This is a genomic window from Lelliottia sp. SL45 (assembly GCF_026672535.1).
GTDB classification, from domain to species: domain Bacteria; phylum Pseudomonadota; class Gammaproteobacteria; order Enterobacterales; family Enterobacteriaceae; genus Enterobacter; species Enterobacter nimipressuralis.
On sequence record NZ_JAPPRH010000003.1, the window covers coordinates 991,424 to 1,004,202 of the forward strand.

At 56.1% G+C, this 12,779-nt stretch carries 17 protein-coding genes; 2 read left to right on the plus strand and 15 right to left on the minus strand.

Annotated features, from left to right (window positions below):
- Positions 1–2: 2 nt before the first annotated feature.
- A complete protein-coding gene (yodD, locus tag OVA10_RS10600) occupies positions 3–230 on the minus strand; it encodes a YodD family peroxide/acid resistance protein (protein ID WP_268195894.1) in 228 nt (75 codons plus the stop codon).
- A 128-nt stretch (positions 231–358) separates the two neighbouring features.
- Between yodD and dsrB the strand changes: the two genes are divergently transcribed.
- On the plus strand, positions 359–553 hold the full coding sequence (gene dsrB / locus OVA10_RS10605; RefSeq protein WP_181826524.1) for a protein DsrB: 195 nt from the start codon (positions 359–361) through the stop codon (positions 551–553).
- Between the two features lie 89 nt (positions 554–642).
- On the opposite strand, the gene rcsA is transcribed toward dsrB, so the two are convergent.
- The 14 genes from rcsA to fliF all read right to left on the minus strand — a co-directional run bounded on the left by rcsA (position 643) and on the right by fliF (position 12,170).
- The gene (gene rcsA, locus OVA10_RS10610) at positions 643–1,266 is read right to left on the minus strand and encodes a transcriptional regulator RcsA (protein WP_100779687.1); all 624 of its coding nucleotides are present in this window, start codon (positions 1,264–1,266) and stop codon (positions 643–645) included.
- Positions 1,267–1,552: 286 nt separating this feature from the next.
- A complete protein-coding gene (gene fliR / locus OVA10_RS10615; protein WP_100779688.1) occupies positions 1,553–2,347 on the minus strand; it encodes a flagellar biosynthetic protein FliR in 795 nt (264 codons plus the stop codon).
- 8 nt (positions 2,348–2,355) lie between these two features.
- Positions 2,356–2,625: a flagellar biosynthesis protein FliQ gene (gene fliQ / locus OVA10_RS10620; RefSeq protein WP_039032550.1), complete on the minus strand. Its 270-nt coding sequence runs from the start codon at positions 2,623–2,625 to the stop codon at positions 2,356–2,358.
- A 10-nt stretch (positions 2,626–2,635) separates the two neighbouring features.
- Positions 2,636–3,373, minus strand: coding sequence for a flagellar type III secretion system pore protein FliP (gene fliP / locus OVA10_RS10625; RefSeq protein WP_100779689.1), 738 nt, complete (start codon positions 3,371–3,373; stop codon positions 2,636–2,638).
- Complete coding sequence (gene fliO, locus OVA10_RS10630) at positions 3,373–3,747, minus strand: flagellar biosynthetic protein FliO (RefSeq protein WP_123427516.1); 375 nt, start codon at positions 3,745–3,747, stop codon at positions 3,373–3,375. The genes fliP and fliO overlap by 1 nt, the downstream gene beginning before the upstream one ends.
- 2 nt (positions 3,748–3,749) lie before the next feature.
- Positions 3,750–4,163, minus strand: coding sequence for a flagellar motor switch protein FliN (fliN, locus tag OVA10_RS10635; RefSeq protein WP_100779691.1), 414 nt, complete (start codon positions 4,161–4,163; stop codon positions 3,750–3,752).
- Positions 4,160–5,164, minus strand: a complete 1,005-nt coding sequence (gene fliM, locus OVA10_RS10640; protein ID WP_107703323.1) for a flagellar motor switch protein FliM — start codon at positions 5,162–5,164, stop codon at positions 4,160–4,162. The genes fliN and fliM overlap by 4 nt, the downstream gene beginning before the upstream one ends.
- Positions 5,165–5,168: 4 nt before the next feature.
- Positions 5,169–5,636 (minus strand): flagellar basal body-associated protein FliL, encoded by a 468-nt coding sequence (gene fliL, locus OVA10_RS10645; RefSeq protein WP_100779693.1) that lies wholly within the window; start codon positions 5,634–5,636, stop codon positions 5,169–5,171.
- A 105-nt stretch (positions 5,637–5,741) separates the two neighbouring features.
- On the minus strand, positions 5,742–6,968 hold the full coding sequence (fliK, locus tag OVA10_RS10650; RefSeq protein WP_268195895.1) for a flagellar hook length control protein FliK: 1,227 nt from the start codon (positions 6,966–6,968) through the stop codon (positions 5,742–5,744).
- Complete coding sequence (gene fliJ / locus OVA10_RS10655; RefSeq protein ID WP_100779695.1) at positions 6,965–7,408, minus strand: flagellar export protein FliJ; 444 nt, start codon at positions 7,406–7,408, stop codon at positions 6,965–6,967. Before fliJ ends, fliK begins: the two co-directional genes overlap by 4 nt.
- Before the next feature lie 21 nt (positions 7,409–7,429).
- The gene (fliI, locus tag OVA10_RS10660) at positions 7,430–8,800 is read right to left on the minus strand and encodes a flagellar protein export ATPase FliI (RefSeq protein ID WP_100779696.1); all 1,371 of its coding nucleotides are present in this window, start codon (positions 8,798–8,800) and stop codon (positions 7,430–7,432) included.
- Positions 8,800–9,507: a flagellar assembly protein FliH gene (gene fliH, locus OVA10_RS10665; protein ID WP_100779697.1), complete on the minus strand. Its 708-nt coding sequence runs from the start codon at positions 9,505–9,507 to the stop codon at positions 8,800–8,802. The genes fliI and fliH overlap by 1 nt, the downstream gene beginning before the upstream one ends.
- Positions 9,500–10,495 carry a flagellar motor switch protein FliG gene (gene fliG / locus OVA10_RS10670; RefSeq protein WP_100779698.1) on the minus strand — a complete coding sequence of 332 codons (996 nt, stop codon included), beginning with the start codon at positions 10,493–10,495 and terminating at the stop codon, positions 9,500–9,502. Before fliG ends, fliH begins: the two co-directional genes overlap by 8 nt.
- Entirely contained in the window at positions 10,488–12,170 is a 1,683-nt protein-coding gene (gene fliF / locus OVA10_RS10675; protein WP_100779699.1) for a flagellar basal-body MS-ring/collar protein FliF, read from the minus strand. Before fliF ends, fliG begins: the two co-directional genes overlap by 8 nt.
- A 228-nt stretch (positions 12,171–12,398) precedes the next feature.
- Here fliF and fliE point away from each other — a divergent pair, with 228 nt between their 5' ends.
- A complete protein-coding gene (gene fliE, locus OVA10_RS10680; protein ID WP_100779700.1) occupies positions 12,399–12,713 on the plus strand; it encodes a flagellar hook-basal body complex protein FliE in 315 nt (104 codons plus the stop codon).
- The last annotated feature ends 66 nt before the right edge of the window (positions 12,714–12,779 follow it).

Below are 12,779 nucleotides of genomic sequence, written 5' to 3' on the forward strand. Positions count from 1 at the left end.
CCTCACCGATTCACTTCGCTGACACTGAAATCATGAATGTCTAATTCGAACGCCTCGGCCAGCTCACGGTAGGTGTGATAATCCCGTCCGTCGATGCTTACGCGCGTAGGATCATATTCCGCACGCTTCACTTCGCTCTCACTGATTTCGTTAATCGCGGCCAGCAGGGCATCGACATCGACGTTCACCTCACGTTTCGCCGTGTCGCTGTACTCTTTCGCGGTCTTCATTCTTCATACCTCATTTCGCCGTTCCCAGCGTTAAGTATAGACTGCCCACAAAAGCGCCATTCACTCTTGCAACCGCTGCCAGTTGCTGCGTTTTGTTCTACACTGGCTCAAAACCACAGGAGGATTTTATGAAGGTCAACGATCGGGTCACCGTCAAGACGGACGGCGGACCGCGCCGCCCAGGCGTAGTACTGGCAGTGGAACAGTTCAACGAAGGCATCATGTATCTGGTGTCGCTGGAAGATTACCCGCTCGGTATCTGGTTCTTTAACGAGATTGGCCACTCTGACGGGATCTTTGTGGAAAAAGCAGAATCTGAGTAAGACGGTGTCGGGTGAGGAGAACTCGCCCGGCCCAAAAACGAAAAATCTCTGGCCAGGCCAGAGATTGATATGTGTGAAGAGTGAAATTATCAGCGCATATTGACAAAAATACCGTTAGTCACATTATCTGTCAGACGAACAACATGATAGATGACCTGTTTATTATGCGTTTTTATTTTCCTTTTAATATTACCCTTATGTGACGATACCGTTTTTGCTTTGATATTCATCTGGTCAGAGATTTGAATTGTGCCTTGTCCCGCCATCCACATTCTCAGCATACTCGATTCAGTACGGCTTAATGATAACGTGGGTAAGTTAAACTCAGCTACACTCTTTGTCTCTTTATTCAAATAATCACCCAAAATGTCATCCAGCGACTCGGGCTTAATTGATTTAGAACTGATTAATAGGTTTTTACGCACTAGCAAATATTCATCGAAATGGATATTTGCAATGGCCATAAAAACAATAAACAGGGTTTTAGGATGTTGATTAATGATCTGCTTAATGTGCTGACTGTTGGCTGGATCGTGAATGAAACAGTCCTCATTAATAAACACCACGCCAGGCTTGTAAGTATCACAAGCGGCTGCAAGTTCGCCAACATCATGAACATCGTTGATGTCTCGCTTTTTAACCCCTCTGCTGGTCAGATACCCGGTTAGCCCTAGCCGGGTGTAACTGCATAAATCCATAATGATCGTTGACATGGCATACCCTCACTCAATGCGTAACGATAATTCACCATCTGCCTGAGAGCTCATAAACAGCCATACGGGATGGAATAAAAGGTATAAACCTGTGAGCAATACAAAGACTTTCAGGCGAACTCACTATCCCGTAAAGTTACGTATAATTTGCCAGGAATCATCTTAAAGTAAAGTAAATGTTGAGTAATGTGAAGGGCATAAAAACAAATAAACCGCACCAGATATATCCTGGTAGATGTTTTTCATGTTTTATTTTAAGAATATCCTTAGAGAGACAATATAAACATCAAGGATTAATATTCTTGGGTAGCTCGTGAACAATATCGGCCAGAAGGTTAAACAATTCGCCAAATAAATGTTCACAGAAGGGGGCGATAAGTGGCATTAACAAGCCCATCAATATCAGACCGACGGTTAAGGTGATCGGGAAGCCAATGACAAATACCGACAGCTGCGGCGCCATACGGTTCAGTAACCCGAGCGCGAGGTTAACGGTCAGGAGAAGCGTAATGACCGGCAGCGCCAGCATCAGTCCGTTGAGAAAAATCAGCCCGGCTGCACGGACCAGCGCCATAAACGCATTGCTGTTCACCGGGTTTCCGCCGATCGGCAGCGTGTGGAAGGTATCCACCAGCATCGAAATCAGCCACAGGTGGCCATTGAAGGTTAAGAACAGCAGCAGCGCCAGCATATCGATGATACGCGCCAGCACCGGCATGTTGAGGTGGCTACCCGGGTCAATGAACGTGGCGAAGGACAGACCCATCTGCAGGCCGATCAGCTCACCGGCGGTACGGATGGCCGCAAACGCCAGTTGCATGGTAAAGCCAATCGCCACGCCAATCAGCACCTGCTGTAGCGCAAGCCAGACGGCCTGCGGGGAGAAAATCGCGACATTGACCGGCGGCAGATTAGGGGCAATCACAAAGGTAATCAGCATCCCCAGCCCAATTTTGACGCGCTTGGGGATCGATTTTTCACTCAGCACAGGGGCGGTCATGATCAGCGCCATCACGCGCAGCAGCGGCCAGAAATAGAGTCCGAGCCACTGTATAAACTGGTCGCTGGTGAAATGTAGCATTCAGCCGATCAGCCGATGATGTACGGCAGGTTGGTAAACAGGTTGCGCATGTAGTCGAGCAACAGGTTTAACATCCACGGCCCGGCGATGATAATCGCCACGAAAACCGCGATGATTTTCGGAATGAAGGAGAGCGTCATTTCGTTAATCTGCGTCGCGGCCTGCAAAATACTGATGACCAGACCGGTGACCAGCGCCACCAGCAGCAGAGGGGCGGCCACGGAAATGGCGACTTTCATCGCTTCCGTGCCCATCATCATGACCGATTCGGGTGTCATTCGGCTTGCCTCAACTGTAGAAACTCTGCGCCAGCGATCCGACCAGCAGCTGCCAGCCGTCGACCAGCACAAAGAGCATGATCTTGAAGGGCAGGGCAATGGTGGCGGGGGGCACCATCATCATCCCGAGCGCCATTAGCACGCTGGCGATCACCAGGTCGATAATCAGGAACGGGATAAAAATGGTGAAGCCAATCTGGAACGCGGTTTTCAGCTCGCTGGTCACGTAAGCCGGCAGCAGAATACGCATTGGCACCGCTTCAGGTCCCTGAATCGGGCCGGTGTTCGCCAGGCGAGCAAACAACGCTAAATCCGCTTCACGGGTCTGGCGCAGCATAAATTCTCGCAGCGGCTGAGCGCCTTTTTCGAGCGCCACCTGCATGGAAATTTTGTCTTCACTGAACGGCTGATAGGCGTCGGCGTATATCTTGTCGATCACCGGCGACATAATAAAAAAGGTCAGAAACAGGGCTAATCCGAGCAGCACCTGGTTCGGCGGCGCGGAGGGCGTACCCAGCGCATTTCGCAGCAAACCAAAGACGATGATGATACGGGTGAAGCTGGTCATCATCAGTAGAACGGCCGGGATAAAGGTCAGGGCGGTGATAAACACCAGCGTCTGAACCGGCAGGGACCAGCTTTGACCACCACCAGCAATGGGGGTCGAAATCAGACCGGGTAATTGGGCATAGACCGCGGGAGTAAACAGGGCGATGCCTGCCAGCGTAAGGGACAACAAACGGCGCATCAGGATCTCCCGGAACGCTTAAGCAAACTCTTCATAACGGACTGAAAATCCGCTGGACTCTCTGCGTGCTCTGGCACCGTTTCCGGCGCAGGAGGCAGTTTATGCAGCACAGTAATTTGTGATGCCGTCACGCCCAATACCAGGCGCGCATCTTCTACTTCAACGATCACCACGCGCTCGCGCGGGCCGAGCGACGTACTGGCGCTCACTTTAAGACCGCGCGCGTGGGCGGTTTTACCCGCCAGGCCAAAACGTTTAGCCAGCCACGCGACGATCAAAATAAAGGCAATAATACCGAACAGCGCGCCGCTCACCTGGAGCAGCGGCGAGCCGGGAACCGCAGAGGGCTGTGATACCGTTGCCTCAGTTTTCATGCTTAACGGCTCAGACGACGCATACGTTCGGATGGGGTGATGATGTCGGTGATACGCACGCCGTATTTATCGGCTACCACCACCACTTCGCCCTGTGCAATCAGATAGCCGTTGATCAGAATATCCAGCGGCTCACCGGCAAGCCCTTCCAGCGCCACCACGGAACCCTGCGTCAGGCGCAGCAGCTCTTTGATGGTCATACGGCTACGGCCCAGCTCCACGGTCAGCTTGACCGGGATATCCATAATCAGATCGATATCCTGCAGCGTACCGCTGACGTCGCCGCCGCCTATCTGCTGAAAGACCGCGTCCGCCGCGCTTTTGCTCGGGGTTGCCTGTTGCTCGTTTAACGCATCAGCCCACAGATCGTCCAGTGCTCCGCTGTTTTCATCGGACGGATTGTTTATGTCACTCATTTGGGCTGTTCCTCATTCAGCGAATTCAATATCGGATTGATCAAGTGCTCAACGCGTAGCGCGTATTGACCGTTAACGGTGCCGTACTGACTGGTCAATACCGGTACGCCATCCACATGGGCAATTATGCGGTCGGGTTTTTCTATCGGCAGAACATCGCCGGGTTGTAATTTCAGGATCTGGGACAGGCGCAGCGGGATATCCGCAAAGCTCGCCACCAGTTCAAGCTGTGAGTGCTGAACCTGACGCACCAGATTCTCGCGCCAGTTCTGATCTTCATTGCGCGAGTTTTCCAGCGGTGGGTTTACCAGCACTTCACGCAGAGGTTCAATCATGCTGAAGGGCAGACAAATATTAAATTCGCCGGTCAGGTTGCCGATTTCGACGTGGAACGGCGTATTGACGACGATATCGTTCGGCGACGTGGTGATGTTGGTGAATTTGACCTGCATCTCCGAACGCACGTACTCCACTTCCAGCGGGTTAATCGCTTTCCATGCGTCGCTGTAGGATTCCAGCGCCAGCTTCAGCATGCGGTTAATGACACGCTGCTCGGTATGGGTAAATTCGCGCCCTTCGACCTTCGTCGGGAAACGACCGTCACCACCAAACAGGTTATCCACCGCGATAAAGACCAGGCTCGGTGAAAACACGAACAGCCCGGTGCCACGCAGTGGTTTCAGGTGGATAAGGTTAAGGTTGGTTGGCACCGGCAGGTTGCGGGCAAACTCATGATACGGCTGAATGCGAATCGCCCCGACGGTGATGTCCGGGCTACGACGCAACAGGTTAAACAGCCCCATACGGAACTGACGCGCAAAACGTTCGTTGATGATCTCCAGCGCCTGCAGGCGCTCGCGCACCACGCGACGCTGGGTATTCGGGTCATAGGGGCGAATATCAGGTTCGCCGCCCAGTCCCGGTATTGGTTCATCGCTCTTATCGCTGTCGCCATTGAGCAGCGCATCGATTTCCGCTTGAGAAAGAATACTATCGCCCATGTCTTTACCGCAGGATAAATGCTGTGTACAGAACGTCAGTGACTTCCTGCTTAGGTTGACCTGCTACCAGTGGCGCTGCCAGCGTTTGTTTGATGGCCTCGACCAGCTTTTGCTTCCCGTCATCGGTGGCAAGCCCGGAGGCGTCCTGACGAGAGAAAAGCAGTAACAGGCGGCTGCGCACTTCTGGCAAGTATTCGCTCAGACGGGTGCGAGTTGCGTCATCTTTCAGGCGCAGGGTAATGCCGACGTACAGCACGCGATCCGCATCACCGAGGTTAACGGTGAACGTATCCAGTGCGAAAAAGACCGGGGCCGGAGGCGGCGGGGGTTCGGCAACGGCAGCGGCTGACGGCGCCTGCTGTGAACGCCAGTAACTATAGCCAGCGGTCGCACAAGCGGCGAGCGTAATTAACACCAGCAGCGGGACCCAGATGGAGCGCTTGCTTTTTTTGGTGATAGCGGAGTCAGTCATCTGATTCGAGCATCCTGTTTCGGTACAGCTAATACAGTGATTATCCCGTGTCCTGCTTTGGTCAAAGCGTGGAAAAGACGGGGATAATCACGTTACCTCTGGCGTTTAGGCAAAGATGTCTACGGCGCCATTTCCACGTGCTGCGGACTGCAGTGCAGCAGGCGTGACCAGCAATTCATCGTTGTCGTCGTTAAATCCACCCTGCTGACCAGAGCGCGAAGCCTGCTGTTGCTGCTGGGAAGAGGACTGCTGCTGACCGGCAAAGCTCTCGCTGCTGATGTTGCTTTGCGACAGCTGAATGCCGTTCTCCGCCAGCTGCGTGCGCAGCATAGGCAGCGCTGCTTCCAGCGCCGCACGCACGTTGCTGTGGGCAGAAACCATCTGCAACTGTGCCTGGTTATCTTCAAGTTTAAGCGAAATTTGCACTTGTCCCAGATCTTCTGGATGCAGGCGCAGTTCAGCGCTTTGCTGACCCTGTTTCGTGAACAGCGTGACGTGCTGACTGACGGCCTGCTGCCATTCGTGTGTCCCCAGCGGCTGGCTGATAACCGGCGCGGGAGCGGCGGCTGCGGCAGGCGGGGCGGTAATATTGCTGGCGAGAATTGGCGCAAGCGTGGAGGTTGGCGCCGTCGCCGAACCGGCACTCGCGACGTCCTGCTTCGCGGCAGAGGCTGCGGCTGCCGGTGTTAACGGCTGCGCGCTGGCTGGAAGAGGGTTGCTGTCCGCATCGGCGCTGTTTGCCTGAGTTTTACCGCGAAGCGAAAAATCAGCGACGTCCATCAGTGAACCGCGTCCTGAAGCAGGCTGTGTCGCCGTCGGCTGCGTTGCCACTGTATGGGTCTCAACGGCCTGGGCAACGGCCGCCGTCGCCGTTTGCTGATGCGGTAACATCGCCATCAGCGCACTCAGCCCGGCCAGCTCTTCGTCGTTCAGATCCGTTTTCAGGTCATCTTTTTTCGCGTTCGCGTTCGCCGTCAGCGCTTTCAGCGCATCGCCGTGAGTGGCAGGAATTAACCCGGACACCAGCGTTTGCAGAGGAGCGTCCTGCGCCGTGTCATCGGCCACGAGCTGATCCTGACGTGCCAGCAGAGTGGCGAGTTTCGTCTGGAGAGCGCTATCGCCGTCCTTGAGGATCGCCTCTTTCGACAGCTTGCTGGTGGCGGCTTTCAGGGACGCGAGCGTAATGGGCGCGTCTTTGCCCTGGCCTGCGGTGTCGCTTAACGCACCCGCCAGCAGGGAGAGAAAATCTTGCGCGCCTTCTGCGCCTTTTCCAGTCTGCGTACCGCCGGACAGGTCAGTGTCGGTCATCAGCAGTTGTTGCAGTGTGATCATTCCGGTTTCCTCGTTGATGCGCGCTGGGCAAACTCATCCATTTTTTTCTGATCAAGGCGGTTCTCGGCAAGCAGGGTGGCGGCGGTTTGTCGGTCCTGTAACGTAGTCCAGGCCTGGAGCCGCTGCTTTTTCTCTCGCCAGAAATTCAGTGCCTTATCGACTTTCTGGTCCCACTGGGACAACTGCTGGCGATGCTGCTCGATCGCCTTTTCCAGCGTCTGAATAAACTGCTGATAGTTAATCCAGCGCTGGCTGCCAATGCCCTGTGTCATATCGGTATTGAGGTTGGTGCGATATTCGTGCTGATAGTCGATTAACATCGTCAACTGTTCTTCAGCCTGCTGATATCCGCGTCGCATTGCGCCAAGCTGCAGTGCGGCATCATCAACTTCTTTTTCAGCCAGATCTTTTAGCGTAGCTAATGCGCTGTTTTGCGCCATGATCTTCGCCCTCCACCTGTGTTACACCTGCGGGAATATCAGTTCCAGAGCCTGGATTGAGTCTTCCCAGTCGGCGCGTTCAAAAATACCTTGTTGCAAGAACGCTTCCAGTTGCGGCCAAAGCGTAATCGCCTTGTCCAGCATCGGGTCGCTGCCTTTGGCATATGCCCCCACGCTCACCAGATCGCGGTTGCGCTGGAAGCTTGAGAGCAGTTGTTTAAAGTTACGCACGCGGGCGTAATGTTTTTCGCTGATCAGCGCGGTCATCGCACGGCTGATCGACGCTTCAATATCAATCGCCGGATAGTGGCCCGCTTCGGCCAGACGACGCGAGAGCACGATGTGACCGTCGAGGATCGCACGCGCCGAGTCGGCAATCGGGTCCTGCTGGTCGTCGCCTTCGGTCAGAACCGTGTAAAACGCCGTCACCGAGCCGCCGCCGCTAATGCCGTTACCCGCGCGTTCAACCAGCGCAGGCAGTTTGGCAAACACCGAAGGCGGATAGCCTTTGGTCGCCGGTGGTTCGCCGATCGCCAGTGCGATCTCACGCTGCGCCATCGCGTAGCGGGTGAGGGAGTCCATAATCAGCAGCACGTGCTGGCCGCGATCGCGGAAATCCTCGGCAATACGGGTGGCGTACGCCGCGCCCTGCATACGCAGCAGCGGAGAGACATCTGCCGGTGCGGCGATGACCACGGAACGAGCGCGGCCTTCGGCACCGAGAATGTTCTCGATAAAATCTTTTACTTCGCGGCCACGCTCGCCAATCAGCCCGACGACAATTACGTCGGCCTGGGTGTAGCGGGCCATCATCCCGAGCAGCACCGATTTACCGACGCCGGAACCGGCGAAGAGGCCCATACGCTGGCCGCGACCGACGGTAAGCAGGGCGTTGATCGGGCGCACGCCCGTATCCAGCACGTGTTCAATGGCGGTACGTTGCAGCGGGTTAAACGGCTGGGTGATCAGCGCACCGGTTTCGGTGGTATCCGGAGCGGGCAGGCCGTCGAGCGGTTTACCTGCGCCATCGAGGACACGGCCTAACAGCGCCGGACCGAGCGGCAATTGCTTACCGCTGTGCAGCCCGTCGCCGGCATTATTTTTCGCATACACGCGCGCGCCGGGCAGAATGCCTTCCACCTCTTCCAGCGGCATCAAAAACAGTCGCTGACCGTTAAAACCGACGACTTCGCTTTCCACTTCGCGCGTTTCATTGGCGTCCTGACGTTCAATCACGCAGGTCGCGCCGAGAGGCAACTGCAAGCCGGTGGCTTCCAGAACCAGCCCGGTTGCGCGGGTCAGACGCCCGTAACGACGAACCGATGGCAGTTGCGCCATCTTCGTTTCAAAATTGTCGAGCGTGTTGAGCCAGCGCGTGAGACGGGCGGTCATCAGACAACTCCCGGTGCAGCCAGGCGGCACAGTTCCTGCCAGCGCGTGGCGACGCTGGCATCCAGATCGCCTTCGTCGGCAGAGACTTTACAGCCGCCGTGATGTAACGACGGATCGCCGCGCAGACGCCAGCCGTGCAGGCTCAGCGTCGCGCCCAGCATCTCTTCGACCCGCTGGAGATCGTCAGGGTGTACGCGCAGCTGAGGTTTACCGCTGAACAGCGGCTCCTGCTGGAGCAGACCCTGGATCTGTTTTATCAGCGCCGAGTTATCCACCACCGGCGTATGACCAATCACCTGACGTGCCGCTTCCAGCGCCATCTGCATCAGGCGTGAGGCGATCACGCTATCCAGCGCGTCGAGGGTATTCTGAAATTCGCTCACCAACTGCTGCATCCGCGCATGGATCGGCGCCTGCTGCTGGCGAGACTGCTCAAGACCTTGCTCCAGGCCCTGTGCTTTGCCTTCTTCATAGCCCTGCTGGTGGCCCTGATGGCGACCTTCGCTCAGACCGGCGTTATAGCCTTGCTCATGCGCCTGCATTTGCAGCTGCGCCAGCATCTGCGCACGCTGCTCTTCTTCGCTCAGCTCTGGCGCCTCTTCGTCTGGCTCTTCCGTGAGGGAAGGGGCCAGCGCGGGCATAAACTCCGTCATCGGAGGGGCCAGATCGTCAGGAGTCCAGCGCTTCCACGGCAGCTCCTTAGACATACGCATCGTCTCCGCTGCCAATCACCATCTCGCCAGTTTCGGCCAGACGACGAACGATAAGCAGGATCGCTTTCTGCTCGTTTTCCACCTGAGACAGACGAACCGGGCCACGGTTGGCAAGGTCGTCGCGCAGGATATCCGCCGCACGCTGGGACATGTTGCGCAGGAATTTCTCGCGCAGCGGCTGCTCGGCACCTTTGAGGGCGATAAGCAGGGATTCGGAATCCACTTCCTGGAGCAGGCGCTGAACGCTGCGATCGTCGACCTCGACCAGGTTTTCGAACAGGAACATCTCGTCGATAATTTTCTGTGCCAGCTCGCCGTCGAATTCGCGAACGGCGGTAATAACGGCTTCTTCCTGCTGGGTTTTCATCAGGTTGATGATTTCCGCTGCAGTTCTCACGCCGCCCATTTTGCTGCGCTTGAGGTTCTGGCCATCGAGCAGGCTGTTCAGCACTTCGGTCAGTTCCGCCAGCGCGGCCGGCTGGACACCCCCGAAGGTGGCGATACGCAGCATCACGTCGTGACGCAGACGCTCGTCGAACAGGGCCAGAATATCTGCCGCCTGACCCCGTTTGAGGTGGACCAGAATGGTGGCGATAATCTGCGGGTGCTCGTCGCGAATAAGGTCGGCGGCGCTCTGCGGCTCCATAAAGTTGAGCGTTTCGATGCCGCTGGCGGTATCGCGCGTCTCGAGAATGTCTTCCAGCAGGCTGGCAGCTCGCTCCTCGCCCAGGGCTTTGACCAGGACGGAACGCAGGTAGTCGTTGGCGTTGACGTTGAGGGCAGCAAACTGTTCTGCTTCCTGCTCAAACTCCGCCAGCACTTCCGTCAGCTGCTTGTTAGAGATCTGACGCACGTTCGCCATCGCCGCACTGAGCAACTGCACTTCACGCTGGGAGAGGTGTTTGAACACCTCAGCCGCACGGTCTTCACCGATGGTCATCAGCAGGATGACGCTTTTATCTTTACCGCTTAGATTACTCATCTTCGTTACCCATCCACTGGCGAATCACCAGCGCGACGACGCGTGGATCGTTATCGGACATTTCGCGAATACGCTGGCTCATGACCTCAGCGCCCATGCGCTGGTTGGCACGGCGTTGCTGCATCTGCTCGTCTTTGCTCAGGCGAACTTCAACGGCGTCTTCCGTTTCCTGACGCGAATTCATGCTTTCTTGTGCGGCTTTCAGCTGCTCTGCGCGACGGTTGAGCTGTGGACGAATACCTTTACGCCACAGCAGCCACGCCACAATCAGTACCAGTAACCAGCGGCCTGCAGACATCAGCTGATCGATAAACGACTGCTGTTGCCAGAACGGCAGCTCGCCACCCGTTTCGTCGGTCGCCGTGAACGGAGAGTTCACTACGTTCAGGGTGTCACCGCGTTTCTCGGAGTAGCCCATGGCTTCGCGGGTCAGGTCTTCGATCTGCTTCATCTGATCGGTGGTCAGCGGCAGCGGTTTCCCGTCCGGCAGCGTTTTGTAGTTCACCACCACGGCAACGGAGAGACGCTGTACATCGCCAACATTCATTTTGGTGTGGCGAATGGTACGGTCGACTTCGTAGTTGGTGGTCTCGTTACGGCTGGAGTTACGTGGACCCGTGCTGGCCGCCGTCGAGGTGGTCTGCTGTGCATTATTCTGCTGACCGTTCTGCTGGTTCGCCGGAGGCGTCGAAATTGGCGCCGCGTTAGCCGGGGCAGGGGTATTCGAGAGCGCACCTGGTACGCCGCCCGGATTCTGGCCGCCGATCTGCTCGGTGGTGTTCAACTGACGGGAACGCATGACCGCCTGAGCCGCATCGCCGTTCGGGCTGTACTGCTCTTCCGTCTGCTCTTTATTGGCAAAATCGATCTGTGCAGTGACCTGTGCGTGGACGTTGCCGGTGCCAACGATAGGACCGAGGATCGCTTCGATACGGCGCTGGACGCGGCCTTCCACGTCGGTTGCATACTTCAGCTGGGCGTCGTTCAGGTCACGGCTGCTGGTATTGGACTGGGTCAGCAGATGGCCACCCTGATCGACCACGGTCACGTTACCCGGCGGCAGACCAGCTACGGCGCTGGAGACCAGATGGGTAATGGCGCTGATCTGCCCTTCGTCCAGCGCACGGCCGGGTTCGAGAGTGGCGGTTACCGAGGCGGTCGGCGATTTTTGCTCGCGCACGAAGAGGGACGGTTTTGGCATCGCCAGGTGTACACGGGCCGTTTTGACCGGACCGAGCGTTTCGATGGTGCGGGCCAGTTCACCTTCCAGCGCACGCTGGTAGTTGATCTGCTCGCTGAACTGGCTGATACCGAACTTTTCCTGATCCAGCAGTTCGAAACCGACGGCGCCACCTTTCGGCAGACCTTGCTGGGCCAGACGTAAACGCAGTTCGTGGACTTTGTCCGCAGGAACTTCCAGCGCACCCCCATTATCGGCGAAGCGATAAGGGATGTTCATCTGGGTCAGTTGGGTGACGATAGCCCCGCCGTCCTGATCGGACAGGTTACTATAAAGGGTGCGATAGTCCGGGCTTTTCGCCCACAGGACCATCGCCACGAGAATCGCAATAGCGGCAGCGCCTGCCACGATCAACGGGATTTTAGGGTTCGCGCGCAGGCGGTTCATCCACTCGAGCGATTTATTTTGCGGTGCTGCCGATGCTGTCGCAGTCATAGCGCACCTCGTGGCTCGTTGTGGATAACGTTATTCGTGTAGTGAAACAAAACTGACTCCCGGGTCGGCAAACACGACAAAAGGTCCATATTGATGGCCCTGCCATTATTTGATGATTCGGGATTTTCTATTCGTCAAATAACCTGGTTTTTTAACGCTATTTACCGCCATTATCTCATTGACAAGGTGCTAGTCTTGACCCCGTAAAAAACCATCCAGGGGAGAGTCATGGCAATACAAGGCATTGAAGGGGTGATCAGCCAGTTGCAGGCAACGGCGATGACAGCCCGTAATCAGGACGTTACGGACACACAATCGACGGTCAGCTTTGCAGGACAGCTGCACGCCGCTCTCGATCGCATCAGCGACACGCAAAACGCGGCACGCGCGCAGGCAGAGAAGTTCTCCCTCGGCGAACCGGGTGTGGCGCTGAACGACGTGATGACCGATTTGCAAAAATCATCGGTCTCTTTGCAGATGGGTATTCAGGTGCGTAATAAGCTGGTATCGGCTTATCAGGAAATGATGTCGATGCAGGTGTAGTTCCCGCATGCTATTCAGCATCTTACGCTGGCAGCTTTAACGCTTTAATGCCACAATCTTTTTTTC

What these genes read in the sequence shown, in the direction of transcription:
- yodD (WP_268195894.1), bottom strand. Translation starts at nt 230, where the DNA reads ATGAAGACCGCGAAAGAGTACAGCGACACGGCGAAACGTGAGGTGAAC.
- dsrB (WP_181826524.1), top strand. Translation starts at nt 359, where the DNA reads ATGAAGGTCAACGATCGGGTCACCGTCAAGACGGACGGCGGACCGCGC.
- rcsA (WP_100779687.1), bottom strand. Translation starts at nt 1,266, where the DNA reads ATGTCAACGATCATTATGGATTTATGCAGTTACACCCGGCTAGGGCTA.
- fliR (WP_100779688.1), bottom strand. Translation starts at nt 2,347, where the DNA reads ATGCTACATTTCACCAGCGACCAGTTTATACAGTGGCTCGGACTCTAT.
- fliQ (WP_039032550.1), bottom strand. Translation starts at nt 2,625, where the DNA reads ATGACACCCGAATCGGTCATGATGATGGGCACGGAAGCGATGAAAGTC.
- fliP (WP_100779689.1), bottom strand. Translation starts at nt 3,373, where the DNA reads ATGCGCCGTTTGTTGTCCCTTACGCTGGCAGGCATCGCCCTGTTTACT.
- fliO (WP_123427516.1), bottom strand. Translation starts at nt 3,747, where the DNA reads ATGAAAACTGAGGCAACGGTATCACAGCCCTCTGCGGTTCCCGGCTCG.
- fliN (WP_100779691.1), bottom strand. Translation starts at nt 4,163, where the DNA reads ATGAGTGACATAAACAATCCGTCCGATGAAAACAGCGGAGCACTGGAC.
- fliM (WP_107703323.1), bottom strand. Translation starts at nt 5,164, where the DNA reads ATGGGCGATAGTATTCTTTCTCAAGCGGAAATCGATGCGCTGCTCAAT.
- fliL (WP_100779693.1), bottom strand. Translation starts at nt 5,636, where the DNA reads ATGACTGACTCCGCTATCACCAAAAAAAGCAAGCGCTCCATCTGGGTC.
- fliK (WP_268195895.1), bottom strand. Translation starts at nt 6,968, where the DNA reads ATGATCACACTGCAACAACTGCTGATGACCGACACTGACCTGTCCGGC.
- fliJ (WP_100779695.1), bottom strand. Translation starts at nt 7,408, where the DNA reads ATGGCGCAAAACAGCGCATTAGCTACGCTAAAAGATCTGGCTGAAAAA.
- fliI (WP_100779696.1), bottom strand. Translation starts at nt 8,800, where the DNA reads ATGACCGCCCGTCTCACGCGCTGGCTCAACACGCTCGACAATTTTGAA.
- fliH (WP_100779697.1), bottom strand. Translation starts at nt 9,507, where the DNA reads ATGTCTAAGGAGCTGCCGTGGAAGCGCTGGACTCCTGACGATCTGGCC.
- fliG (WP_100779698.1), bottom strand. Translation starts at nt 10,495, where the DNA reads ATGAGTAATCTAAGCGGTAAAGATAAAAGCGTCATCCTGCTGATGACC.
- fliF (WP_100779699.1), bottom strand. Translation starts at nt 12,170, where the DNA reads ATGACTGCGACAGCATCGGCAGCACCGCAAAATAAATCGCTCGAGTGG.
- fliE (WP_100779700.1), top strand. Translation starts at nt 12,399, where the DNA reads ATGGCAATACAAGGCATTGAAGGGGTGATCAGCCAGTTGCAGGCAACG.